This window comes from Polyangium sorediatum (assembly GCF_029946465.1).
GTDB classification, from domain to species: domain Bacteria; phylum Myxococcota_A; class Polyangia; order Polyangiales; family Polyangiaceae; genus Polyangium; species Polyangium fumosum.
On sequence record NZ_JARZHI010000051.1, the window covers coordinates 50,280 to 75,714 of the forward strand.

A 25,435-nucleotide genomic window follows, 5' to 3' on the forward strand; every position below is an offset into this window, starting at 1 on the left:
AGCGGCGTCATTCCTGCACGAGCGCGGCCGTTCGGTTGCACGAAAGCGGGAGAGGATCGACTCACGGCGGCGAGAGGGGCACGAACTCCGTCCAGCGCAAGCCGCGCGCGACGAACCTCCACGGCTTCGCCGCGCGTGACGAGGGACGTGGCGTCCGCTTGGGCACGAGCGAGAACGTTGCCCGCGTCCCCGGCGCGATCTCGCCGCCGGCGAGGACGGCCACGTCGATCACATTGCCATCGTCGAGCACGATCTGACTCCTGTCGCTGAACCAACTCGGATACATCGGGTACTTGTCGAGGTTCTCGACATCGATATCGATCGCGCAGATGTTCGGGAGATACGCAGCGTCGTATTGTGCCGCCGCGGCCTTGCCCTTCGCCTCGATCTCGCGCTTCACCGCCTCACCGCAGCGCGCTCTCGCTCCATGAATCTTCCTCTCGGGCGAATCCGAGCGCTCCAGCACGACCCTGCCCGCAGGGTCCGTCTTGAGCCCCTCGATCGCGCGCCGTATGCCCGCCCCGAATCGCCTGTTCTGCTCCTCCCAACGAGACACGAGCCCTGCGACCCGCGGATCACTCCACCCCACGAAGGCCGCCGCAGCGGTCACGCGGCGCTGCGCCTCGTGAAGAGGGGAGTCGCCGAGACCAAAATCACGCTTCTCCGGATGCACGACGACGGGCGACTCGACGCACGCGTCGAGAGCGTCCGCCGCGCGGTACCACGCCTTCGCGAACGCCGCCTCCACGGCGCCCCGATCGAAGATGTGGCACTTCATGGATACGTGCGTTCGATCGAGGCGCGCCCCGGAGCCGATGGAGCCTGCCATCGTGGCGCCCTCGCGCTTCAGCGTGAGGCTGGCGAGGTGGTCGTTGCCGCTCAACCAGTCCCAGTCGTAAAAGGAAACCTGAACCTTGGATGTTGGGCCGAGCGAGACCAGGGGGAGCGTGAAATCTTCGCCGCTTGCCCGGAACGTCTCGTCGCCGATCGTCACGTTTGCGAACACGCGATCGGCATCATCGTTCGGAATGTTGAACGCCTCGGTGTCGCACGCGAGCACACCGCCCTCCACCTTCGCCGCGACGGGCAGGGACGTGTCGAGCAGCGAGTGCAGGGGCGTCGGCGCATACTTCGTATCGCTCGTATCGGTCCACCCGTAGGGCCGCGCCGCGAGGCTCTCCTTCGGCGTGCCTAGCCGCTCGGGGACCTTCGGCAATTCGAGCCCGATCGGCGTGATCTCGTCCGTGGGCCACGGCGCGCTCGGGGCGCAGGCCGAATCGCGCAAGCGCACGAGAGAGTCGCGATCACAAGCGCGCCTTTCCTTCACGGCGTCCGGGCCGATCGCCACGCGCGCGCCCGGCAGCTCCGCGACGGCGAGCCGCGTCGCCGCACGCGCGAGCCGCTCCTCGAGCCGGCCCCCTTCGGGCACGGGGACCGTCGCCACCGCTGATACGACCACGCCCGAGGGCCGCGTGACGTTCACGATCACGTCGAGCGAGAGCGGCGCGTCCTCACGCTGCGGGCGCCTGAGCACGAAGCGGTTTTCACAAGGGCCCTTCGCGCAGCTCCCGGCGAGCGCCTTCTCGAGCAAGAGGGCGCGCGGCACCGCGGCGCGCACGGTCTCCTCCGGCGGCCGCGAATATGTCGTGTCCACGCGCGCCGTCAGCACCGTGAGCACGCCTGCCGTGAGCAGGTGCAAAGGAAACGGAAAATCGCCGGTCGTGAGCTTCGAGTGCTCGATATCGGGCGGATAGGTCTCGCCCGTGAGCACGGTCAGCGACTTCGCGTCCTTGCCGATCACGAGCAACGCCTTGTCCTCGGACGTGACGTGCACACGCGCGCTCACGGCGCCGAGCGCCGCGTTGCGCGCCGAGCCGTGCACGCGCAAGAAGACCCACGCGGGATCCACGGCGCGCAGGAGGTGGATTCCCGTCGTCTTTTTCAGCTCGTCCGGCGGGACCACGTCGACCGTGATGCTTGGCCCCGCGGCCGCCATCACCGCGCGCGCGATGCGCTCCCGTGTGCCTTTGTCCACCTTATAGGAGAAAGCGGCCGCGTCGAGCGCGGCCCCGGGATCGCCGGCCGCGAGCAGCTCGGCCGCCGTCTTCGAGGGCGGAGGCTCGAACGAGGCGCACCCCGTCAGCGTGAGGGCGAGCGCGACGCCCCGGAGGCCCCTCCCCATCCCCTGCCCCACCGGCCTGCGCGTCCATCCGCTCATGCTGACTCTCTCTTCACGCCCACCCCGAGAGCACGTGATCGAGCGGCTCCGAACGCAGGACGAAGAAACCAGGATTGCTGCCTCCTCGGCGCGTAGCACGCTTCGATGCGGCGGCCAACCACGGGCTGGGGGTGTGAACAGATCCTCATCCGCGGAGCGAGCGATTTATTTTCTTCGAGCCTCGTCAGGTCTCGCCCCCCGGAATCGTAGTCCCAATGTGGCCGGAGAAGGCCGCTCAAAAGGATTCGTGCCCTTCGCGCCCAGGGAGAGACAGCCCATGAAGAACACGCTCAAGCTCGCCGCCGCAGGACTCGTGATCGCCCAGGCCTTCCTCGCGGGCCACGCCGAGGCCGTGACCAAGAAAAACATCGGCAGTCCGCTCGACGGCGCCTGCTCCGCCTACCCCGATCATCCCCACCACTACCAGGCGCCCGACGGCAAGTCGTACTGCTGCGAGGAGATGCTCCCGGACAGCTCCCCTTCGGGCTACGGCCAGGGCTGCGTCCTCTTCCATAACATCTACAACACCATCGATCCGGGGATCCGCGTCGACTTCCAGCTCGGCTTCGGGCAGCCGAACACCCCGCTGGGGAGCGACGACAGCCGTATCACGATCACCCCCGGGAACAACGGCTTCGCGACCGTGAACTGGGACATCGCGCTGAATGGCGCCACCATCGGCGGCGACACGGTCACGATCGCCTATGACGACGCGGACGTCGATCTCCATCCCAACGTTGCCTCGCCCGCCCCCGGCGCCGCCTCGGTCTACACCTTCCATTGGACGAAGGACGTCAACGGCGCGATCGTCGGCTGGGAGTTCACCGACAACCTCGGCCACATCGACCACGGCTGGGATTGGCAGATCGGATATTATTGATGCTCCTCCGATGACGTATCCCCCGCCGAAGCGCGCGAGATCGCCGGGGGTGATCTCGCGCGCGACCGGAGCACGCTCACCGAAATTTTCTTGCTTGCGAGACGCATGGGCTTGGCGTAAAGGCGTGCGCACCTATGTCCAAGCTCACCCTCTCGATGAACGATGCGCTCCGCGGCAGTATCCAGGAGCAAAATCCCGCGTTGGTCGCGTCCATCGACAAGTATCTCGCCCCCCGCCCCTGGACAGACGACGAGGACTCGCGGCTCGCCACGGAGATCGCGGACTTGCTCGTGAATCTTGTACATACGAGCGACATTGATATCGGGTATTTCCCGTGCGTGCTCGAGGGCCCCGAGCCCGGTACGCCGGCGTTTTACGAGGCGATCGGGATCGCCCCCACGACGCGCTTCAAGGTCGGGGGATTCGACAACGCGAAGGTCGAGGTCCTGGGCGAGGGCGAAGGGAAGGGGAAGCTCCCGGGTTTCGCGTTGATCTCGGGCCTCGGGAAGGACAACATCGACGATTGGCGCGAGTACGTCGTGGAGGAAGAGAAGGAGCTCCTCGATGAGGTGACCAAGAAGCTCTCGAGCCTGGGGACCATGTACAGCATCAACCTTTGCGCGGACGACGGGGCGCATCGGCTCTTGCTCACCGTGGCGTATCGCAACAAGGGCCCCGCGGTAGGGTTTTTCACGCTCCGCCAGGAGACGTGAGCGCGGCGAGCCAGGCCGCCTGAGACCCCCCGTCCCTCCGCGCATTCGCGTCCGCTTCCGTGGGCTCACCTCTGCAAAGACGCCTCGCACCGGCCTCCGCTGGGGAGTTCGACGGAAGCCTCGCACGCATGGGATGGCCTCGCCTTCGTCGTGGGACTACGCTCCGCCCATGCCGTCGTACGCCCATCTCGTGGCGCGAGTGCGATGTCCTGGATGCAGTGTGGAGATCGCGACGCGCCCCAAAGACCTGATCGCATTCCAGTGGGGCTACTGTCCCAGCCGTCAGCCCTGGGAGGATCTGTTTTACCGCATCGGCGATGCGCTCCGCTGGAGGCTCGACGATGAGGGCCGGATCCGGCCGTGGGTGTATTTCAAGGGTGCGCTCCAGGCGGGCAACATCGGCGATCCCTTGTTGCGCGATCTCCTCGTACGGGGCCTCCACCTCAACGGGCTCGACATCGAATGTGCGGCGTGCGGCGCAAGCGGTGTCGCCATCCGCATCCGCGACGGCCGCATCGTTGGACTCGAGGCCGCACGCGCGGACTGCGACGTCGCGGTCGTCGGGCAGGACGGGCGGATCCACCCGTGTCCGGACTTGGATGACCCCCCCATGCCAATCCTCGAGGTCCGGAGCCGGGTGCTTGCGACCTGCGAAGGTACGGTGATCCCCGGCATGCACGCCCCGTAAGCACAGGCCGGGCGGCAGGGCTCCTTTGCGCCCCGCCGCCTCTTTCACCTTGCGCGCGCGGGAGGCGCAAACGACGGCAGCTCGAACTTGGGCACCGGCAACGTCACTTCGGCGGGGAGTTCCTCCTTCTTGCCAGTTTTGAGGAATTCATACACCGCCTGCTTCACAGCCGGTTCTCCGCGAAGCTGATAAAACGTGCCGTCGTGGCCGGCGCGATGGACGACGATCGCATGGCCGTTCGGAAAGTAAGGCTTGAGGTCCAGGGTATTTTCGACCGGCGTCGAGGTATCCCAATCCCCATGCACGAACACGACCGGGATCGGGCTCTCGACCGGCTCGCGCAGCGCGTCGCCCATGTCGCGGGTCGGCCAGTCGGGCGCGGAAGCGATGTTCGACTCGAAGTTCCAGGTGCCCAGCATCTCGACGGCCGGATCGGTCCGTAGCTTTTGCTCGCGCGCGGCCGTGACACCCAGGCTGCTGTCGACCAGGGGACCGATGAGCTTCGTCTTGCTCGCTTTTCGCTCTTCGAGGACCTCGCGCGCCCAAGCCTCGTAGTGCCCGTGATACAGCGACAAGATGAACGCTGGCCATTGCTCGCCTTCCTGCGTATGCGACTGCAGGGCGAGCTGGAGGTCTTCCGCCCCGAGGACCACCGTGCGCTCGCGTCCGGCCTCGTCCTTGGCCTGCACGTGCACCGGCTTCTCGGCGAAACGAAGGCGCAGCACGCGCACGGCTTCCATGACGCCGCCCGCGGGTAGATAAGGCGCGAGCCCAGGATTCCGGTCGGCGTCGTTCGCGATACGTTGCAGCGCCGCGAACACGTGCGAGGGCATGTCATAGCCATTGTTCAACGGCTCCACGCCCGAGAGCACCGCGCGCGCGACGGTTTCGGGATGGAGGCGCATCACCGCGAAGCTCCACTGCGAGCCGAAGCTCCCCCCGAACAGGCTGATCTTGTCATAACTGAGCGCCCGGCGAAGGTCGTCCACATCCGCGACGAGCTCGCCGATGTCGTAGCCCGAGAGGTCCTTGTCGGGGTTCGCCGCAACGGCCGCCTTGGCCAAGGCACGCATGGCCTCGGCTTCCGCGCGCGCCGAGCCGGGTTGATCCAAGGGCAAGGCTTCGCTCATGGCTTCGAGCATTTCGCCGCGGCGTGTATACCCGCGCTGTTCGATCACGACGAGGTCCCCCACGGCGCCGAAGGTCAGCCAGGACCGGAGTCGGTTCTTGGCAGCCGCATCGTCGTCGGTGAACGCGCCGAGCACGCTCAGACCGGGACCTCCCGGTAGCCAGAAGACAGGCGGCGCGCCGGTGGGCCGAGGCGCCTTGATGCGGGCAAACCCGACGCCGATCAAACGGCTGCCGGGGTTTCGCCTGTTCTCGGGCACCAAGAGCGTGCCGAGCTCGTACGGCACATCGGTGCCATTCTCGTGCCGGACGGTCCCCCGCTCCACGACGATTTCACGGGGTTTTGACGGGCCCGCCGCGGAGACCGGCGCTACGGCCGGCAACGGCGAGGACCGGGGCGTCTGGCTTGCGGGATTGCAGCCAGCCGTGAGCAGGAGGGCGGCGAGGACGAGGGAGCGAGCCATGAGGACACGCCCTACCACGCGTCCCGCGGGGCAGGCAACGGCCCCAGCGCGAAACTGGCGGACTGTGAGAAGCGGATGGGGTCATTGTTCGAGCTCGAAGGGCTGGTACCCTCGGCGAGGTCCCATGCGTCGTGACGTCTTCACCTCGTCCCTGCTGGCGCTGCCCCTTCTCTTCTGCGCTTCGCCCGCGCACACGCTGGAGTTCCGTGTCTGCGTCAAGCCGCCGGACGTCCCGCCCGGCATGACCCAGTGGGCCTACGAGCAGGGGTCGGCGACGGTGTGGACCACGCGCAGCCGGATGGAGTTCGCGCGGAAGGTCGAGGGGCGCGCTATCTTTATCTATGACCCTCATGCCCCGCCAGAGAGCGTGCGCATTTTGCCCATCCCGTACAACGCGCTGAAATGCCCGCCGCCGCCGCCGAAACCGGCGCCGGCGAAGGAGCCGCTCAAAGAAGAGAAGAAAGCGGAGGACGGGAGCGCGAGCAACGCGCCTGGCAAGCGCGGCGGCGACGAGGAACGCAAAGGCGGCGGCGACGAGGGCAGCGTCGAGAAGCGCGTCGAGAAACATCGCGTTCCGCAGCCGAAGGAGGACCCGCCGCCCCCGCGTGCTTCGGCCCCGCCGCAGCGGCAAGATCCTGTGTTGCCGCGACAAGGTGTTCTGTCGAGCGAGCCTGTCCTCCCGCAGCGGGAGGCGAAGTGGGCGGACGAGGCGCATGGGCTCGTGGATCGAGGTGGCGCGCTCCCACAGCTCGTGGACACGGCGGACCGGAAGCCCTTGAACGTCACTTCATGCGAGCAGACGAAGGAGGGCTGCACGGCGCGGAAGCAGAAGACGCGGGCCGGGGCGATCCTGGAGCAGGTGGTGATCGCGGGGGCGATCTTCAACCTGCAAATGAACGAGGATCTCCATCGGCCCGACGGGAAGGAATACGGGATCGTCGGCGGGATGAATGCCGACGGGCCGAACGACCCGAGGCTCCAGGCGGCGGCCGCGGCCGTGATGTTCTCGCCGGTCGCGATGGCGCTCGGCAACAAGTTCATGAAGGCGGCGGCCGCGGCGAGCGAGGCGGGGGAGAAGCTCGTTCTCAAGGACGTGAGTGAGCTGTCGGAGGAGGCGGCGGAGTACCTCGCGAAGGAGTATGGAGAGGCGCTGACGCAGGCGCTCGCGGAGGCGGGCGTGGTCGGGCCGTTCCGGGTGATGCAGAAGTTCACGCTGGGGCATGAACGGAAGTGGCAAGCGCACCACATCTACGAGACGGCGAGGATGATCAAGGCTGGCCTCGATGCCCTGGATGGGCCATGTGTGATCCTATCGAAGGAGGTGCATCAGATGTTCACGAACGACCTGGCGCAGGCGACGAAGGGGATCCTGCGCGACGACCTACCATTGCTTTGGAACGCATACAAGAAGGTCTACGTGAAGCACCCCGAATGGCTCAAGGCGATTGCTCACTATTTCGGGGAATGAGCGGTCGTTCGTGAACCATACTGGACCAGCGATGAAGACGAAGGCACAGATATTTTTCAGCGGCACGGATGTCCCCGGCCGAGAGCAGACCGTCCTTTCGCCTGCGGGCTGTGGGCCCGATGTTGCTCGTGTGAGCGAAATTGGATGGCAGGGGAAGCTCACGGTAAATGTATTCGTCATCCTCGACGTCGAGGACCCTCGTCTGGCCCTCCTGCAAAAGCTCCTCCTCGCCTACAAAGTCGACTGGCAAGAGCTGCGCTGGGACGAATACACGGACGAGGAGTACGAGGCCGCGCGCTTGATCCTCGTGACGGATACCATGGACATCTCCGTCGTCGGAGGCCCGAGGTTCGGCACAGATTACGATCTGTCGAGCGCGTGCCCGGCGTGTGGCGCGGGGATGCGTCAGACCTCGGCGTACGTGCTCGATGGCGTAACCCCGGACGAGATCGGAAAGCTCAGGACATATCGCGCCGTCGACAGCTACAGCGAAATCCTGGTGGACGAGAGGCTGAGCGAAACCCTCGAAGGCGCAGGTCTCTCGGGGCTCTCCTTCCGCAGCGTCTACGCCCTGCAAGCGGACAAGCGACAGATCAAGCTGACCTGGCGGCAGCTATGGGCGTCGCATACGTTGCCCCCGATGTCCCCGCGTTCGACCGGAATCTTGTGGGACCGCGCGTGCAAGACCTGCGGGCGAAGCAGGCTCGACACCTCGAGCCCGGGCCCCCTTCGCATCGCCTACCGCGCCCGCGACCTCGAAGGGGCCCAGGACGTGAACCGCATGTGGGAGCACTTCGGGTTTGCGCGCTGGAAAGGCGACCTGAAGACGGCCGTGCTCTCGCAACCCATGTTCCTCGTCACCCCCAAGGTCTGGCGCATCTTCCGCGACGCGGGCGTGACCGGGTTCAAGTGGCTCCCCATCCGCGTCGTCGAAGACGCGTGACCGGGCGGCAGCGCAGGCAACATGCTGCGTCGCCCCTCACATCCCCCTTGCCCCCTCCCCTCCCATCCCTGTAACCTCCCACCCCATGCGCCACATCTCTCTTGTCGCCCTCTTCGTCGGTTTGAACGATCTCCTCACCAATCGAAAAGCCGCTCTCGTGAGCTTTGCCTCCGGCGCCGCCAGCACCAAGCTCCTCACGGCCAAGCTCGACGCCCTCGGAAAACTCCCCTCCGTCGCTGCGGGCCGGCCCCTCGTCGACGAGCTCGATGCCGCCGACGTCCACCATGATGCCCTCGGGTATGCCCTCTGGCACCTGCTCGAAGCGTACGACCGCCACCCCGACATCCCCGAGCACATTCGCGCAGCCGCTCGGAAGATCCGCGCCGCTTTTATTCCCACCCTCGAAGACCTCGGGGCCAGTTATCCGGCCGAGGCCAAGGCGGCCATGGACCGAAAGCCGGCGCTCGCGAGCCTGCAATCGGAGCTCGCGTTGTTCCCCGTCGCCGGCGGCGGCACGCTCCACGAGTGGGCCGATCGTTTCCTGAACGCCGGCGTCGCCATCGATTCTCTCCTCAGCGCCCGCGCCGATCTCGAAACGAAGACCCGCAAAGACGCGACCCGCCTCCGCGGGGAGGTCATCGGCCTCCTCAATCGCACACGGAAGAACCTCGCCCTGGAGCTCCAGGAGGATCCGAGCCTGCCCAAAGACATCGACGCACGTGTCTTCGGTTACTTCGACCTCCTCGAAAAGAGCGCCGCCCAGGCGCAAAAGGGCAAGGCTTCGCCCGAGATTCCTCCCCCGCCCTCCGCCACCGAGGCGACGGCCGCCACCCCGTAGCTCCTCGAACCTGCTCCCCTCCCCCGCCGCCCCGTCCGACGAGCTCCTCCGACCTGCCCGGATCCCCCTCCGCCGGCACACGAGACAAGAGCCGAGCATGTCCCCGGCGCCGCCCCGCGCCCACGCCGAGCTTCTCCGACCTGCTGGCGTACGCCAACACCTGCCCAAGCGAGCTTCTCCGACCTGCTCGGACAGGGTGGGCTCGGGTGTTGCGGGCAGGTCCGACCTGCTCGGACAGGGTGGGCTCGGGTGTTAGGGGCAGGTCCGACCTGCGCGGAGGGGGGTCGCTCCGAGGGTTCGAGCAGGTCCGAGGAGAAGCCGAGGGGGACCACGTGGCTCGGCAAGCAGATCGGAGGAGCCTACGACCCCCGCGGCTCGGGGGGCCGAGCAGGTGCGAAGAAGCAATGCCCACCCACCAAAATGCCCCGGGCCAGCGTCATTGACCTGCGCGCCACCCGGCTCGTACCCTGGCCCGATGAAGCACCTCTTCACGCTCGCTTGGGCCTCGATCCCCCTCTTCCTCCTCGCCGGCTGCGGAGACGGCGACAGCGGCAAGGGGCCGGAGCCCGGCCCCATCCCCGTCGCGCCGACGCAAAACCTCGACCGTGACATCCTCTCGACCGCGCTCGCCCTCGATGTCACCGCGTTGACCGGCGAAGCCACCATCGTGCTCGCGCCCGCGGAAAAGCCGGGCGCCTCGTTCGAGGTCGACGGCCTCGTCATCCAGAGCGTCGAGGATTCGAGCGGGCAGCTCGAATACGCGGTCCAAGAGGGCAGGCTCGACGTGGGCGTAAAAGAGAGCGCGGAGAACACCACGCTCGATATCAAGTATACGTACACCACGCAAAAGAACTTCGACGGCTATCTCGCCGAGGGCGTCTCGTTCCTGTGGCCGCGCTTCTGCGGGAACCTCTTTCCGTGCAAATCCGTGCCCTCGGAGGGTGTGAGCTTCGAGATGGCGCTCGCGGGCGTGCCCTCGGGCAAGCAGGCCGTCTTCCCGAACGAGATCCCGGCCGACGCGCCCACGTACATGCCGGCCTTCGCGCTCGGCGTCTACACGTACGTCGCGCTCGGCACGACGAAGGCGGGCACGAAGGTGGGCGTGTATCACCTGCCCGGGGAGGACGCGGCCGCGGCCGAGGGAACGAAGGATCTCGCGGCGGTCTTCGATTGGTTCGAGACGACGTATGGATCCTACTCGTTCGGCGGCGCGGTCGCGTCGGTGTCCGCGGATTGGGGGCCGGGCGCGTACGGCGGCATGGAGCACCACCCCTACTGGCACGTGGCGCGCGACGCGATGAACGATCCGGAGGTGCACGCGCACGAGGCGGCGCACGGCTGGTTCGGCAATGGCGTGCGAATCTCTTGCTGGGAGGATTTCGTGCTCTCCGAGGGCACGGCCTCGTACCTCGCAGCGCGCGGGCTGGAGGCCGTGGCCGGACAGGCCGCTGGCGAGAAGATCTGGAGCGATTACCAGACGAGGCTCGACGACGTGATCCAGGACGAGGACACGGTCCTCATGCTGGATACGTGCAATACGATCGATCTCATCACGCATCCCTTGTGGTCGAACGTCACCTACATGAAAGGCGCGTTCTTCTACCGGGCCGTGGAGGCCCAGGTCGGGCGGGACAAGCTCGACGCAGCGCTCGCGAAGTTTTACGGGACGTACAAGAACCGCGCGGCCCACATGCAGGACATGATCGACACGATTCAAGCCGAGACGGGCGCGGACATCTCCGTGCACGTGGACGGCTGGCTCAAGGGGCTCGGCAAGCCCTAAGCCCCCTCACGCAGTCCCTGGGCGAACTCCAGGATCCTGCGGTTCTCGGGCACGTTCTCCAGGAAGCTCTTCCTGTATCTGTCGTCGCCGATCTTGGCGGCGATGGCCAAGAGCCATTCTTTTGCGTCCGCGAGGGCCGCCTTCGCGGCCTCGTGGTTGCCCGTCTCTTGCAGGCATTCCGCGTGGACGACGCGCAGGAAGGCACTCCGGAAGAACATGCTGCATGCACGCATGGTCTCGTATTTCGCCATCGCTTCTCGCGCCACGGCGAGCGCTTCGTGGGGCCTGTCCTGCGCGAGCCGCAGCGCCGCGAGCGTCGCGAGCATGCCGGGCTGATCAAGCGGGATGGCCATCGGCAGGGCGGCCTTTATCTCCTGGTCCGCCCGCTCGAGCTCCCCCGCGCGGCGCAGCACCTCGGCGAGCGCCCAGCGCCCCCGCCCCTCGTCGAGCGCCCGACCGGAGGTGCGGCCAAACGCGACGAGCTCCTCGGCACGGCGGCGCGCCTCCCCGAGATCCCCGCGATCGGCGCTCGCCCAGGCTTGCACGAAAGGTCGATTGGAGGAGAGGTAACCAAGATCGAAGGCCCCGAGGGTTATGTCGCCCCAGGCGCTCTCGGCGTCCGAGAATGCACCCAGGAGCGTGTAGGCGACCGCCAGGTGGACCCGCGCGGTCTCATCCAGACGCCCGTTCCCGAGGACCGACGGGTGCAGCGCTTGGAGCGCGTATTGCAGCGCTCGCCACGGGTCCTCGTCCGCATAATTGCATCGCAATGCAAGGTAACGAGCCGGCGTCGCTTTGGCCGCGACATCCGTCGCCTCGGCGTCGGCGCATAACGCGAAGCCACGCGCGAGCGCCGGCTCTCCGACCCGCAACATCCCGACCACGTCGAGGAGGAACGAACAGGAGGTGACCGTCGTGATCATCATGCTCCGCGCCTCGGGATCGGGCTCCGCCGAAAGCAAGGTCGGGAGCGCGGCCACGAGGTCGTCGATCCTCCCGAGGAACGCGCACCCCGCGACCTTCATGAACCCCGCCTGCGCCCACGACGGGCTGCCAGGCAGAGCCGTCGAGAGGACCTCATCCGCGCGACGCACGGCCTGCTCGGCGTCCCTCAGCGCCCACGCGCTCGCTTCGCAATACACGCCGAGCAGCTTGATGCGGACCTCCTTCGACGCTCCCGCCGCGAGGCCCTGCTCGACATGCACGAACGCCGTCTCGGAGTCCCCGCCCCAGCAGGCGAGGAGCGCCGCCCGGAGATAACACGCCGCGGCCCTCTCCCCCTCCCCGCCTTTCTCGAAATGCTCCGCGAGCACGAGCGGATCCGACTCGCCGCGCCGCTCGAGCCATTCGCCCGCGATGCGATGGCCGAGCGCGAGGTCCTCGTCCGTCACCATCGCATAGGCCCCCTCGCGCAGGAGCGCGTGCCGGAACGTATACTCCGTTTCCCCAGCAAAACGGCTCTCGCGCCGCTTCGTCACGACCTCCCCCTCGACCAGGTTCCGCAAGCAATCCTCGCCGACCCTGGTATCCATCACGCCGCCGAGCATCGCCGAGATGCCCCCCGCCCAGAACGTCTCGCCGAGGATGCTCGCGGCGCGCAGGAGCCGCCGGGACGCGCCGTCGAGCCCCGCGAGGCGCGACTGCACCATGGCCACCACCGTCTCGGGCAGGTCCTCCCCTTTGCCCTCGGCCACCCGGCGGATGAGCTCCTCCAGGTAAAACGCATTTCCGTCGGCGAGCCCCACGATACGCGCGAGGGTCTCCGGCCCGACGTGATCCCCGAGCACATGCCGCACGAGCTCTCCGCTCGCCTTCTTGCTGAGCTGGCCGAGGCGGAGCTCCTGGACGTTTCGGTCTACCCACAGCCTGGGAAACCGCTCCCGGACCTCGGGGCGCCCGAACGCGAGCACGAAGAAGCGGCATTCCCGGAGCTCACGCAGCGCCGCGTCGAGGATCCCCACCGTGGCCCCGTCGCCCCAGTGCAGATCCTCGAGGAGGACGAGCACGGGGTTCGCCTCGCACGCCGCGCGCAGGAAATCGAGAAAGGCCTCCCGCATGAGCTCCCCCATGAGCTGCGCGTCCCGCCGCGCCGCGAGGAGCTGCCCATGGCCCTCGTCGGGGAAGAACACACCGAGGATCTCGCCGAGGAACACGGTGACCCGCGCGCACGCACGCGAAGGGACGCGCCTCTCGACCGCGGCGCGGAGCTTCTCCCGCCGGACCGAAAACGGGTCCCCCCCTCGAATCCCGGAGGCCGCCTGCACGAGCTCCGACAACATCCCGAGCGCCGAGCCCGCGCCGAGGAGCTCGCCACGCGCCATCCAGATCGAGGGCGCCTCGTCGCGCATTCGAAGGCGCTGCACGATCTCCCGCCCGAGCCTCGATTTCCCCATCCCCGCGGGCGCCGTCACCAGCACGGCCGTCGGCTGCGCCTCGTCGACGCATTCGCTGAACAACCCCTCGATACGGTCGAGGTCGCGGTCCCGCCCCACGCAAGGCGTCGGTTTGCCGAGGAGGGTGCGGGGCTCGGCGAGGTCACGCTCGCCTCGCAGGAAAAAGACACCGTCGTGCGCCGCCACCTCGAACCGCGCATCGAGCAGCCCCACCGCCGATTCGTCCAGCGCGATGTGCTCGCTCCGCGCATGCGCGTCCATGTCCCCGAGCCTCCGCGCGGCCCGATCGATCGCCGGCCCCAAGGCGAGCCGCCCCGTGCTCTCGCTCCGCCCGAGCGCCAGCGCGATCCGTCGCCCCTCGGCATGCCGGCGAAGCGCGAGCGCACAACGCGCCGCCTGCGCCGCCAGATCCGTCGCCACCTGCGCGTCCGACAGGAGCACCACCCAAGAGCCGTCGAAGAGCCGCTCGAGGCGCCCACCATGCGCCGCCGCTTCCGCCGCGATACGCGCATCACGCGCCTGCGCCTCCGCTGCCGCCTCCGCCGGCGCGGGGCCCATGAAGATGATCGCCGCCGCGCGTCGCTCCCAGCCGGTCAGCGCCGGCGCCCGCGTCGCCTCCACCGTGCCTGCCGTCGCGACCTTCACGAGATCGTCGAACGCCCGCAGCTCGTCCGCCACCGCCCGACCCTGCGCGGGGCGCGCCTCCGGCGACTTCGACAGCATCCGCGCCATGAGGTCATGAAGCGGAGCGGGGAGCTCCGGGCGCTTCTCACGAACGCTCGGTGGTTCCTCGAAGAGGATCCTCGTCAGGATGGCCAGGAAGGTCGCGCCGTCAAAAGCCCGTTCGCCGGTCAGGCATTCGTAGAGCACGCAGCCCAGCGAAAACACGTCTGCGCGCGCGTCGACGTGTTTCCCGCCATTCGCCTGCTCCGGCGCCATGTACGAGGCGGTCCCGAGGAGAATGCCCGAATCCGTGATCCGCGACGACATGTCGCTCCGAGCAATTCCCAGATCGAGGAGCTTCACGCCGACGAGGCGCCCCTCCGGGAGATAGATGTTGCCCGGCTTGAGGTCGCGATGGACGATCCCCCGCTCGTGCAAGGCGCCCAGCGCCTCGGCGACCTCCACGATCAGCGGCCCCACGTCGGCCAGGTCGAGCGGTCCCCGGGCGAGGCGCGCGCCGAGGTCTTCCCCCTCGAGCCACTCCATCACCAGATAAGGCTCCCTCGTGGATATCGATCCATGCGCGACGTGCCGTACGATCCGCGGATGCGCGAAGGACGAGAGCAGCCGCGCTTCCCGCATGAATCGGGCCGCGTCCCCGGAGAGACCGGGCAGCACCTTCACCGCGACGGGCTGTCCGGTCCATTGATCCAGCGCGCGATAGACCTTGCCCATCCCCCCACGGCCGGCCAGGCGCTCGACGAGAAAGCGCCCCGCCAGCACGTCCCCATGCTTCATGACGCGAACCCCCCCGGGGCAGCATCGAACCGATGGCCCTGTTCGAGCAAACCGGAAAGAACAAGGAACGTCGAGCGCGCCCCGCAGGGCGCGCGCTTCATTGCTTCGGCTTCCACGCCGCGATCGCCCCGCGCCACGCATCCGCGTCGCGCAGGGGCGATTGGTTCTCGAGCTCCGCGTGCCTCTGGAACTGCATGATCTGCTCGTCCGTCGCATACGCGAGGTGCACGACGCCGGTCTCCTCGGTGAACTGCCGGCAATAGAAGCACGTGTGTTGCACCCACACGCGCTCGGGCTCGATGACCACCTGCACGTTGCCCATCGAGCCCGCGAGCTTCTGCGCGCCCTCCGGCAAGCCCGTGCGTCGATACACGGTCACGACGCCGACGCGGCCGTCCTTCCCGCACCAGACGGACGGAGCCGCGGAGGTCGGAGGCTCCTGCGACGCGGGGCAAGGCTCGCCGAGCTGCGCGAACTCCGGGGGCAGCGGCGCCGTGACCTTCGGCGTCTCGGCGGGCGGCTCCGGCCGGATGGATCCGTCGTCCGCCGACGCGCAGGAAACCGAGAAACCAGCAAGAAGGAGGGCCACGAGGAGGGAGGCGCGCATGCACCAACCTACCATGAGGGGTGGTTCACGGACAGGGCATGTAGACCGACGCGATCGCGTTCGTGGTCACGTAGACGCGCATGTACGTGCCGTGCACATGCACGCTGCTGACCTCGATCTTGTGCACCTGGGCCTTCATGCAGCCCTGGCCGCTCGCGAACGAGATGTCGTTCGAGAGCTTGTCGCGCACCGCCTTGAGCCGCTCGCCGATGTCGAGCCGCAGCGCATCACGCGCCTGATCCCGGATCTTGTCCCCATCCATCGAGGCCTTGAGCTTGAAGAGAAAACTCTTCGTCTCGATGGTCGGTTCGAGATCCGGGATGCGCAGCTCGTTGTCCACGACCGTCGGGTGGCCGGTCATGAAGAGGTCGCCGTCGAGGTCCAGGCTGACGGGGTTGTCGACGTGCCCCGCGATGTGGAGCTTGAGCACGAGTTGATCCTTCGCGGCGTAGATCTCGGGCTTCTCCATGTAGAGCTTCGGGTGCTCCTTCGAGAAGAAGAACTTCCCGTCGGTGAAGACGAGGCCCATCGCCTTCGCGAGCTCGTCGTACTTGGCGACGATCGGCACCGTCACCGTGAACGGGCCCGGCTGGAGCGTGGCGACGTTGGCGAGCGGCGGGAGCTTCGCGTCGGGATTCGGCGGCGCGCAGGGGATCGTGACCGAAGGCGCGACGACGAGCGCGAGGTCTTTTTCGAAGCCCCCCGCGAGGACCGTCGGCCCCGCCTCGACAGAGACGACCTGGAGCGCCGCGCAGCCGTTCGCGTCGCCGAGCGGCAGCTCGATGGGGCGCGACAAGCGGCCGTGGGCCTCGGCGAGCGTCGGATAGAGGTCGTACTCGAACGCCTCGAGCTTCTCCTTCACCGCCGCCTTGACCTTGCCGAGGATGTCGGCCGCCGCGTCCGCAGCCTTGATCACGCGGTCATCGCTCTTCACGGTGACCTCGAGGGATTGCAGCTTCGCCTTGTACTCGCTCGTGACCACGGGCTCGGCGAGGATCGAGAACTCGAGCGGGACGTCGAGGCTGCCAATGGGCATCTCCGCGTTCGCGTCGACGTGCAGGTCGAGCGCGATGCGGCCCTGGTTGAAGCGCACCGTGATGCCCCCGCGGTTCCACGTGTACCTGCGCTCGTTGCCGAGCATCGGGAACGTGCCCTCCCCCGTGCGCGGGACGGCCGTTTCGAGCTCACGCTGGAGGTGGGCCCCCGTGATCGTCGCGTGCACGACGACACGCGAGGGGACGGGATCGGAGACGGGCTCGCCAGGCGTGGCCGGCGGGCGAGGCGGATACACCGGCGTGCCCGCGCCGCACCCGGCAGAGGCGACGACGGCGGCGACGAGGACGGCGAGCGAGGTTCGCGACATGGTGGGTGCAAAAGAAGACGGACGGGACGCGCGTGTCAACTCCATCGAGCGGCAGGAACGAACAGCGCGCGGCGGGTATTTCCGGCCCGCGTCCGTCATGGTAGGGCCGATCGCGTGGGACCGTCGCGCCTCGCCTTCGCCGCCTCCGCTGCGCTCGTCGTCGCCTGCGCGGCCGAACCTCCTCCGCCCCCGAAGGCGGCCGCGCCCGTGGAGACGAGCGCCGAGGCGCCACGCCCCGCGGCGCAGACGCAATCGGAGATCGGGGGCCTCAACGAGGAGGCCGTGGAGCGCTCGTTCGGCAAGATGCAGGACTCGATTCAGTCTTGTTTTGCCAAGGGCGCCGCGAAGGTGAGCGCGCTCGGCGGGCATTTCAAGATGAAGCTCCGCATCGATCCGCAGGGCGTGGTGAAGTGGGTGTACCTCGGGGAGACCACGCTCGGGGATCGAGACACCGAAAAATGCCTGCTCGACGCGGCCCGCGTGAAGAGCTGGCCTTTGCCCGTCGGGGGGGATGGGCTCGCCGAGAAATCGTTCGACCTCGATCCTTCCCAGGCGCCGAAGGATCTCGATCCGGCGAAGCACAAGACGGCCATCACGCTCGCCGCCAAGGAGACCACGAAATGCCGCAAGCGCGGCACGTGGGGTGCGGTCTTCGGGGTCACGACGTACCTGCGCATCGATGGCCGGCCGATCGCCGTGGGCATTGCCCCGCCAAACGAGAAAGGCGAGGAGGTCGTCGATTGCATGGTGAAGATCATCGAGAAGATCAAGTTCGCCGGGACGGGCCGCAAGATCGGAAAGCTCGTGTTCGAGCTCCGCTGAGGCGGATGTAATTTTCTCCTGCACGAACGTCGTTGCGGAGGCGGCCTTCGGCTTGCTAGGGTCGAGGCATGGCGGGCGCGGAGAAAGCCCTCGTGTGGCTCTTCGGCGCGGGGGAGCGCCAGGGCGGCTACCCGGAGTCGTTCGACGCCGAGCTTGCCTTTCAGTCGTGGAAGATCCTGCGGGTCTCGGGGCTCATCTGCGCGCTCGCTTGGCTACCTTACCTGCGGCTCGACGAGGCGCTCCACCCCGAGATCCCGTCGCTCTTCCTCCTTCGCCTCAGCCTCACCATGGCGGGCCTCCTGGCGATCCTCTTTTCGCTCTTCCCCTCGGCGCCACGCCACGCGAGCCGCGCGCTCTTCGCGCTCTGCTTGTGCCTCGAGTGCGCGACGGGGCTCATCACGGGGCTGACGAGCGGCAAAAGCCCTTACCTCGGCGGGTTCTTGTTCGTTCTCATGCTCGTGCCGCTCGCGCCGCTGCGGCGGCGGTATGCGTGGGGCATGCTCGGCGCGGCGATTCTCGTCTTCTGGGGGACGGGCAAACTCGCGGGCATGGACTTCGAGGGGCCCGAGCGCAACTACTCGCTCCAGGACCTCAGCGCCGCGGCCCTCGTCTCCGGGGTCTTCGTGCACCTCAGCGACCGGCTGCGGCGGCAAGGCTGGGCCAAGGGGAGCACGATCCAGCATCAGTCCGAGGAGATCGCGCGGGACAAGGCGAAGATCGACTCCTTGCTCTGCAACATCCTGCCGGCGCCGATCGCCGGTGAGCTCACGCGGGAGGGCTCGGTCAAGCCCGTCTTCCACGAGGAGGCGACCATCGTATTCGCCGATTTCGTGGGCTTCACGGCGAAGGCCGCGACCATGCCGCCCGAGGCGCTCGTCGCCACGCTCGACGCGTATTTCTGTCGCTTCGACGCGATCGCGGATCGCTCGGGCGTGGAGAAGCTGAAGACGATCGGCGATGCGTACATGGCCGCGGGGGGACTGCCGGCGCCGACGCGGACGCACGCCGTCGACGCTTGTTTGTTCGCGCTCCGGATCCGACGCGACGTGGAGGGGCACGACGCGTGTTTCCAGGGCGTGCGTATCGGCGTGCACTCGGGGCCGGTCATGGCGGGCATGGTCGGCGCGAAGAAGTTCGCCTACGACGTGTGGGGCGACACGGTGAACACGGCGAGCCGCATGGAGTCGTCGGGGGAGCTCTGGCGCATCAACGTCTCGCGCATGACGTACGACCGGGTGAAGGACTTTTTCGAGCTGACGGCGCGCGGGGCGGTGTCGGTCAAGGGCAAGGGCGAGCTCGACATGTATTTCCTGGAGCGCATCTTGCCGGCGCTCAGCCGGGACGAACAGGGCGTCGAGCCGAACGAGGTGTTCTGGGAGCGCTACCGCGCGCTGCAATCGAATGTGCTTGTCTCGGGCGGCGATCCCCGGAAGGATACGCGCCGCGCACGATGACGACCGAAGTTTCGGAAGAGCCCCGGATCACCACCCAAAACGGAAAATACCCGAAGTCGATCCCGTCGATCATCGGAAATGAGGCGTGCGAGCGCTTCAGTTTCTACGGGATGCGGAACATCCTCACGGATTTCCTGATCGGGTATCTCTTGCTCGACCTCGTGGAGAAGGATCGGGCGGGGGCCGCGAAGGAGGTCTTCCACATCTTCGTGATGGGCGTCTATTTCTTCCCGCTGCTCGGCGGGTGGATCTCGGATCGCTTCCTCGGCAAGTACCGCACGATTTTCTGGCTCTCGCTCCTCTACTGCGTGGGGCACGGCTGCCTCGCGGTCTTCGAGGGGAACAAGACGGGGTTTTACGCGGGGCTCTTCCTGATCGCGCTCGGCTCGGGCGGCATCAAGCCGTGCGTGTCGTCGTTCGTCGGCGACCAGTTCGACCAGTCGAACAAGCACCTGGCGCGCGTGGTGTTCGAGGCGTTTTACTGGGTGATCAACTTCGGCTCGTTTTTCGCCTCGCAGCTCATGCCGAGGGCCCTCAAGCACTGGGGGCCGGCCATCGCGTTCGGGATCCCGGGCATCCTGATGTTCCTCGCGACGCTCATCTTCTGGATGGGGCGCAAGGAGTACGTCGTCGTCCCCCCCTCCCCCGCCGATCCCCATTCCTTCGGCAGCATCGCGTGGACGGCGCTGAAAAAGGGCCGCGGGGTGGGGCGCGCGCTCGCGGTCCTCGGGGCACTCGGGTTCATCGGCTCGTTTTTCCTCGTTCCGACGCTCGGGTTCGTCGCGTCGTTTTGCCTCGCGCTCGTGGTCTTCCTCGTGCTCGCGGGTCCGGGCGTGGTGCTCTCGCTCGAAGCGGCGCGCGGGGCGCACCCGGACGAGGACGTCGAAGGCGTGCGCTCGGTGATGAAGGTGCTCGTGGTCTTCGCGCTGGTGACGCCGTTCTGGTCGCTCTTTGATCAAAAAGCGTCGACGTGGATCATCCAGGGCAAGGCGATGGTGCTGCCCGGGTGGAGCATCCTGGAGACGGCGTCGCAGATGCAGGCGGTGAACCCGCTGCTCGTGATGCTGCTGATTCCGTTCAACAATGCCGTTTTGTATCCGCTGCTCCGGAAGCTCGGGGTGAACCCGACGCAGCTCCGGCGCATGACGGCGGGCATCGCGATCGCGGGCGTCTCGTGGATCGTGATCGGCGTGCTCCAGCGCTGGATCGACGCGGGCGAGAAGGTCTCGATCCTGTGGCAGCTCCTGCCGTACACGATCCTCACGGTCGGCGAGGTGCTCGTCTCCACGACGGGCCTCGAATTCGCTTATAGCCAGGCGCCGGCGAAGATGAAGGGCACGCTGATGAGCTTCTGGTCGCTCTCGGTCACCGTCGGAGGGTTATGGGTGCTGCTCGTGAACGCCGGCATGAAGAACGAGCGGTTCACGAGCGCCATCTCGGAGACCACGGGCCTGTCGACGACCGCGTTCCAGATGTTCTTCTTCGCGGGCTTTGCGTTCGTGTTCGCGCTCGCGTTCGGCGCGTATGCGATGCGGTACAAGAGCGTCGAGCATTACCGGAAGGCGTGAGCGGCCGGTTCGCCTTCCGGATTCGAGATCGCGCCCTGCCCCTCGCCTTCCGCAGCATCGGCAAGAAGAAAGATCTCACGGTTGATCGCGGGGCGCAGCACGGCGAGGCGCTCGTCCCCGTCGACGTGCGCGAGCAGCGCGCGGGCGGCGTCGCGGTATTCGTGGAGCGTGAGATCACCGCGGCAAACGAGGAGGCGCAAAAGGATCGCGGCCTCGGAGGCGACGTCGGCGAGGTTGTAGCGGCGCACGGCCTCGCGCCCCTCCTCGCCGCTCGCCCATAAGCCCTCGACGTCGGAGCCGTCGACGCCGACCTTGCCCGGCCAGCCGCAGAGGCACGCGAAGGAGGCCATGCGCGAGGCGCGGCCGGCGCCGCGCATGCTGACGGCGTCCTGGAGATCGAGGTGGTTTTGCCCGCGATAACGATCCTCGAAGTCGCGGTTCCAGAGCCAGGGCGCGACGACGCCGTGGCGAATCGCGCGGGCGAGGACGAGCGGCAGGTCGAAGCCGCGGCCATTCCACGAGACGAGCACGGGGCGCTTGTCGCCCACACGTTTGACGAAATCACGGACGATCGCCGGTTCGTCGCCGCCATTCGGCCCGCCGAGCAGGCGCGGCGCGAAGACGCGGACCCCTCCATCCTCGACGACGAGGGCCAGGGTGGCGCCGGAGACGATCGCGAGGTGGGAGACGGCGGGCACGCGATCCGGATCGGCGCCCTCGGGGAGCGGGTTGCCCGCGTCGAGGATGGCCTCGAAATCGAAGACGACGAACGTGGTCATGCCTCGAAGCCCCCGCGCTCCTGGGTGATCATCTGGACGATCAGCTCGAGATCCCGCGTCTCCTCCTCCCAGTACGCCTCGGTGCCGAAATGGGGGAACGTGCGCGGGAAGATGGGGTCGTGGAAGCGGCGGGCGATCCAGGCGGCATAATGGACACGGCGCAAGCCACGGAGCGGCGTCGCGAGGCGCAGGCTTTTCCGATCGAAGGCGCGGAGGACCTCGTACCCTTCGAGGAAGCTCTCGAGCGCGATACGCGCCTCGACGCCCTCGCCGGGCAAGAGCAACCAGAGGTCCTGCACGGCCGGGCCCACGACCATGTCGTCGAAATCGACGACCGAGAGCACGCCATCGCGCAGGAGCAGGTTCCCGAGGTGCAGGTCGCCGTGAATGCGGTGGACGGCCGTGCCTTGGATCCCCTCGTCGACGAAGTCCGCAATGGTGCGCGCAGCGCGCTCGTACCGCACGAGGAGGCGCGCCGGGATCGAGCCCTTGTCGCGGAGGAAGGTGACGTTCTGCCGGACGAACGTGTCCGCTTCGAGGCGGACGCGGTGCGCAGCCGGCCGCGCGGCGCCGACGTTGTGGATCCGCGCCGCGAGCATGCCGAGGCGCTCGAGGAGGTCGCTGTCGGGTTCGTCCGGGGCGCGGCCGCCCATGCGCGGAAAGAGGCAATACGAGATGCCGTCGATCGTGCCGAGGGTGCCGCCGCCGCGCAGCGTTCGAGGGAGGCACACCGGGACCTCAGCCTCGGCGAGATCCGCGAGGAAGAGGTGCTCTTCGAGGATCTGCTCGGGGCTCCAGCGGCCCGGTCGATAGAACTTCGCGACGAGCCGGGAGCGATCTTCGAGCTCGACCTCGTAGACGCGGTTCTCGAACGAGTTCAGCGGGTAACAGAGCGGGTTTACGGGGAAGCCCGCGTCCTCGACGGCTTCGAGGACCTTGTGCGGGGTGAGCGAGAGGAAGAGGTCGGTCGTGTTCATAGGCGCCGCCGCGACGAGTGTCGGAGGGCGTAGGTGATACCATCACGAAGGGTGGCGCGCGTCGCCAGGCTGCCGAGATCGGCGCCGAGGTCGACGAGCGTACGGGCGATCGAGGGCTGGATGCCGGTGATGACGACCTCGGCGCCGAGGAGGCGGATGGCCTGCGCGACCCGGACGAGCGCTTCGGCGACGGACACATCGGCCTCGGGGACGCCCGTGACGTCCACGATGGCCACGCGCGCGCCCTGGGCGACCACGCCCGCCGCGATCGTCTCCAGGATGCCCGCGGCGCGATCACCCGTGATGCGGCCGATGAGCGGCGTGACGAGGATGCCCTCGCCGATGGGGATGAGCGGCGTGGAGAGCGCGCGGAGGGTCTCTTCCTGGGCCTCGATGAGGCGCGCCTGGGCCTCGTTCTGCCGCTGCACGTCCTCCGCGTGCTTGCGCGCCGTCACGTCGACGACCGCAATCTGCGTGGCCTCCTCGCCCTCGAAGAGGATGGGCCGCGCGGCGACGTCCGCATAGATGACGCTGCCATCCGCGTGGAGGTACCGCTCCTCGATCGGCGGGAGCGCGATGCGGCCATCTTTGCTCTTTCGCAGGCGATCGATGAGGAGCGCGTGATCGGCGGGGTGGACGATGCGCAGGACGTTCATCCCGACGAGCTCGTCGCGCGGCACGCCGAGGAGCCGCGAGAGGGCCTCGTTGACCCAAAGAAACACGCCGCCCTTGTGCACGGCGAGCGGGAGCGGAGCGAGCTCGGTGAGCCCACGCCATCGCTCCTCGCTCTCGCGCAGCGCCCGCATGGCCTGGACCTCGGCCGTGACGTCCTCGAAGACCGCGAGGATCTGCTGGATCTCGCCGCGCTCGTTGCGCACGGCGACGCTCGACAAGCGGGCGTCGACGACCTCGCCGGTCTTCTTGACGAACTGGGCGTCGGCGCCGTCGACGCGCCCCTCGCGTCGGAGGCGCGGGAAGTGCTCGGCGAGGGCGCGCTTGCGCGTCTCCTCGGTGACGAACTCGATCGAGCGGCGGCCGAGGACCTCGTCGCGGGTGTAGCCGAGGAACTCGAGCCAGCGATCACTCACGGTCGTGAGGCGGCCCTCGTGATCGAGCGAGTGCATGAGGGCCGGGGTGCGCTGGTAGAGGTCCTGGTAGCGCTGTTCGAGCGCCTCGAAGGCGCGGCGCTCGGTGTCGCGACGCTTCTCGTAGACGGCAACGGCAGTGCGCACGAGCTCATCGGCGACCTGCTCGGCGCGCACGAGGACCTCCCCGGCGAGCGCGGCCGTGGGCAGGCTGCGGAGGGCGATGCGGGACATGGTGCGGCGGCCGATGGAGACGCCGTGGAGGACCTCGAGGAGCGACGCGCCTTGCTCCTGTCTGCGCGTGAAGATCTCGATCCCGAAGGTGCGCAGCGCCTCGGGCCTGAGCTCGTCGAGGGCGTCGAGGTAGAGATCGATCAAGCGGGCGGCCATGGCGAGCTGCGCGCTTCGCGGAAACGCGGCGTAAAACGGGGCCACCTCGAGCATCTCGCCGATCAAGGTCTCGATGAGGTTCTCCCGCTCGGGGAGAAGTGCCGCCTTGAGCGTGCTCGTCTCCATATCTTGGGCTTCTAGCATGGTGCCGCCGCGGCGGCCGATCCGGCCTTGCAGCCAGCCGCCGAGGCAGGTAGCCCTTGCAGCATGAGCGAAGCGACTCCGGGCGGCCGGCCCGCCGGACACGGCCATGGCCAGGGCAGCGAAGAGCTGCCCTCGATCGACGTGAGCGAGCGCGGCGCGCCGCGGGACGGGCAGCCGCAAACGATGGATCGGCGGCTGTTCATGCAGCTCCTGGTCTACCAGGTGCCGGGGCTCTCGAAGCTGTCCGAGCTACGCACGCACGCGCAGGCCATCCGCGCCGCAATCACGAGCAAAGGCGTGGGCGCGGTCGTCTACGAGGACGTGAACGATCCGCTGAGCTTCGGGTTGCTGACGTGGAGCGAGGATCCCGGGGTGTTCGTGGAGGTGGTGCGTCCAGCGCTCGTGGAATCAGGGCCGGCCGTTTCGCTGCGCCCCGACATGACGATGCTCGGACGAACGTATTCGACGGGCTACGAGCAGGATCTCGAATACTGGTTGCTCCGGCGTCCGGCCGAGACGGCGGCGAACCCGGCATGGCCGTGGGCCATCTGGTATCCGCTGCGGCGGAGCGGGGCCTTCGCGAAGCTCGAGCCGCGGGAGCAAGGTTCCATCCTGCGCGAGCACGGGACGATCGGAAAAGCCTACGGAGCGAAGGACCTGGCGCACGACATCCGGCTCGCATGCCACGGGCTCGACGCGCGGGACAACGAATTCGTGATCGGCCTCGTGGGCAAGGAGCTGCACCCGCTCTCGCACATCGTGCAGTCGATGCGGAAGACGCGACAAACGAGCGAGTTCATCAGCCAGATGGGGCCGTTCTTCGTGGGACGCGCGCTCGGCTGATCTCAATGCCTGGGAGCGCGGAGCTGGGGCTTTGCCCCAGGCCCCACCGGGGCTATCCGCCCCTGGACCCGGACCAGCGCAAGCGCTGGACGCGGGGTCGATGAACTGCGCGATGCGCAGTTCATCGAACAGCCAGGGTCAAGACCGGCGACGACACTGCCGACCAAAACAGCAGCGCTGACGTTTCAACTGGCAACGTACCCGTCGCCAGCTTGGAACCCACGTCCATGGTCTTGCCACCGGGCCCGTTGGAAGAACTGCGCAATGCGCAGTTCTTCCACCTTCGGTCCAGGCCGTGCCCTGAGCATTGGTCCCATCTCCCATCGGTACATTCGCCCCCTCTGACGACATTTAGAGGGGGAGATGTTGGATGCAAAGACGGCCTCGTCGGCGGAAGCGTGGGCGGAGGAGGAGTTTGGGCATGCG

General features: G+C 67.7%; 19 protein-coding genes. 11 read left to right on the forward strand and 8 right to left on the reverse strand.

The features are described from left to right. Positions 1 to 61: 61 nt before the first annotated feature. Positions 62 to 2,218, reverse strand: coding sequence for a hypothetical protein (locus QHF89_RS36430; RefSeq protein WP_284721385.1), 2,157 nt, complete (start codon positions 2,216 to 2,218; stop codon positions 62 to 64). Between the two features lie 277 nt (positions 2,219 to 2,495). On the opposite strand from QHF89_RS36430, the gene QHF89_RS36435 reads away from it, so the two are divergent. The 3 genes from QHF89_RS36435 (at position 2,496) to QHF89_RS36445 (ending at position 4,499) form a co-directional block, all read left to right on the forward strand. Continuing rightward, positions 2,496 to 3,098, forward strand: a complete 603-nt coding sequence (locus tag QHF89_RS36435; RefSeq protein WP_136970472.1) for a hypothetical protein — start codon at positions 2,496 to 2,498, stop codon at positions 3,096 to 3,098. 134 nt (positions 3,099 to 3,232) lie between these two features. After that, on the forward strand, positions 3,233 to 3,811 hold the full coding sequence (locus QHF89_RS36440; protein WP_136970471.1) for a hypothetical protein: 579 nt from the start codon (positions 3,233 to 3,235) through the stop codon (positions 3,809 to 3,811). Positions 3,812 to 4,031: 220 nt separating this feature from the next. Then, a complete protein-coding gene (locus tag QHF89_RS36445; protein ID WP_136970470.1) occupies positions 4,032 to 4,499 on the forward strand; it encodes a hypothetical protein in 468 nt (155 codons plus the stop codon). A gap of 44 nt (positions 4,500 to 4,543) precedes the next feature. Here the strand turns inward: QHF89_RS36445 and QHF89_RS36450 are convergent, their stop codons facing one another. Further along, positions 4,544 to 6,091, reverse strand: coding sequence for an alpha/beta hydrolase (locus QHF89_RS36450; protein ID WP_136970469.1), 1,548 nt, complete (start codon positions 6,089 to 6,091; stop codon positions 4,544 to 4,546). A 124-nt stretch (positions 6,092 to 6,215) separates the two neighbouring features. On the opposite strand from QHF89_RS36450, the gene QHF89_RS36455 reads away from it, so the two are divergent. The 4 genes from QHF89_RS36455 (at position 6,216) to QHF89_RS36470 (ending at position 11,123) form a co-directional block, all read left to right on the forward strand. Continuing rightward, positions 6,216 to 7,559, forward strand: coding sequence for a hypothetical protein (locus QHF89_RS36455; RefSeq protein WP_136970468.1), 1,344 nt, complete (start codon positions 6,216 to 6,218; stop codon positions 7,557 to 7,559). Between the two features lie 31 nt (positions 7,560 to 7,590). Continuing rightward, the gene (locus tag QHF89_RS36460) at positions 7,591 to 8,502 is read left to right on the forward strand and encodes a hypothetical protein (protein WP_284721386.1); all 912 of its coding nucleotides are present in this window, start codon (positions 7,591 to 7,593) and stop codon (positions 8,500 to 8,502) included. Between the two features lie 85 nt (positions 8,503 to 8,587). After that, entirely contained in the window at positions 8,588 to 9,340 is a 753-nt protein-coding gene (locus QHF89_RS36465) for a hypothetical protein (protein ID WP_136970466.1), read from the forward strand. A gap of 475 nt (positions 9,341 to 9,815) precedes the next feature. Continuing rightward, positions 9,816 to 11,123, forward strand: coding sequence for a M1 family metallopeptidase (locus QHF89_RS36470; RefSeq protein WP_136970465.1), 1,308 nt, complete (start codon positions 9,816 to 9,818; stop codon positions 11,121 to 11,123). On the opposite strand, the gene QHF89_RS36475 is transcribed toward QHF89_RS36470, so the two are convergent. The 3 genes from QHF89_RS36475 to QHF89_RS36485 form a co-directional block, all read right to left on the reverse strand. Then, complete coding sequence (locus tag QHF89_RS36475) at positions 11,120 to 14,977, reverse strand: serine/threonine-protein kinase (protein WP_284721387.1); 3,858 nt, start codon at positions 14,975 to 14,977, stop codon at positions 11,120 to 11,122. The two genes, QHF89_RS36470 and QHF89_RS36475, sit on opposite strands and share 4 nt — an antisense overlap. Positions 14,978 to 15,074: 97 nt before the next feature. Further along, positions 15,075 to 15,584: a hypothetical protein gene (locus QHF89_RS36480; RefSeq protein WP_136970463.1), complete on the reverse strand. Its 510-nt coding sequence runs from the start codon at positions 15,582 to 15,584 to the stop codon at positions 15,075 to 15,077. A gap of 25 nt (positions 15,585 to 15,609) precedes the next feature. Next, the gene (locus tag QHF89_RS36485) at positions 15,610 to 16,947 is read right to left on the reverse strand and encodes a DUF4403 family protein (protein ID WP_271919692.1); all 1,338 of its coding nucleotides are present in this window, start codon (positions 16,945 to 16,947) and stop codon (positions 15,610 to 15,612) included. A 114-nt stretch (positions 16,948 to 17,061) separates the two neighbouring features. Between QHF89_RS36485 and QHF89_RS36490 the strand changes: the two genes are divergently transcribed. From QHF89_RS36490 to QHF89_RS36500, 3 genes are all read left to right on the forward strand, one after another. Beyond that, positions 17,062 to 17,769 (forward strand): AgmX/PglI C-terminal domain-containing protein, encoded by a 708-nt coding sequence (locus QHF89_RS36490; RefSeq protein WP_284721388.1) that lies wholly within the window; start codon positions 17,062 to 17,064, stop codon positions 17,767 to 17,769. A 68-nt stretch (positions 17,770 to 17,837) separates the two neighbouring features. After that, entirely contained in the window at positions 17,838 to 19,223 is a 1,386-nt protein-coding gene (locus QHF89_RS36495) for an adenylate/guanylate cyclase domain-containing protein (RefSeq protein WP_136932581.1), read from the forward strand. After that, positions 19,220 to 20,791, forward strand: coding sequence for a POT-type proton-dependent oligopeptide transporter (locus QHF89_RS36500; protein WP_136970460.1), 1,572 nt, complete (start codon positions 19,220 to 19,222; stop codon positions 20,789 to 20,791). Before QHF89_RS36495 ends, QHF89_RS36500 begins: the two co-directional genes overlap by 4 nt. On the opposite strand, the gene QHF89_RS36505 is transcribed toward QHF89_RS36500, so the two are convergent. From QHF89_RS36505 to QHF89_RS36515, 3 genes are read right to left on the reverse strand one after another with little or no spacing between them, the layout of a single operon-like run. Beyond that, positions 20,776 to 21,570 carry a ribonuclease H-like domain-containing protein gene (locus tag QHF89_RS36505; protein ID WP_136970459.1) on the reverse strand — a complete coding sequence of 265 codons (795 nt, stop codon included), beginning with the start codon at positions 21,568 to 21,570 and terminating at the stop codon, positions 20,776 to 20,778. The two genes, QHF89_RS36500 and QHF89_RS36505, sit on opposite strands and share 16 nt — an antisense overlap. Continuing rightward, complete coding sequence (locus QHF89_RS36510) at positions 21,567 to 22,547, reverse strand: serine/threonine protein kinase (protein WP_136970458.1); 981 nt, start codon at positions 22,545 to 22,547, stop codon at positions 21,567 to 21,569. The genes QHF89_RS36505 and QHF89_RS36510 overlap by 4 nt, the downstream gene beginning before the upstream one ends. Next, positions 22,544 to 24,148, reverse strand: a complete 1,605-nt coding sequence (locus tag QHF89_RS36515; RefSeq protein WP_284721389.1) for a PAS domain S-box protein — start codon at positions 24,146 to 24,148, stop codon at positions 22,544 to 22,546. The genes QHF89_RS36510 and QHF89_RS36515 overlap by 4 nt, the downstream gene beginning before the upstream one ends. 81 nt (positions 24,149 to 24,229) lie before the next feature. Between QHF89_RS36515 and QHF89_RS36520 the strand changes: the two genes are divergently transcribed. Continuing rightward, positions 24,230 to 25,009: a chlorite dismutase family protein gene (locus QHF89_RS36520; RefSeq protein ID WP_136970456.1), complete on the forward strand. Its 780-nt coding sequence runs from the start codon at positions 24,230 to 24,232 to the stop codon at positions 25,007 to 25,009. Positions 25,010 to 25,435 lie beyond the last annotated feature (426 nt).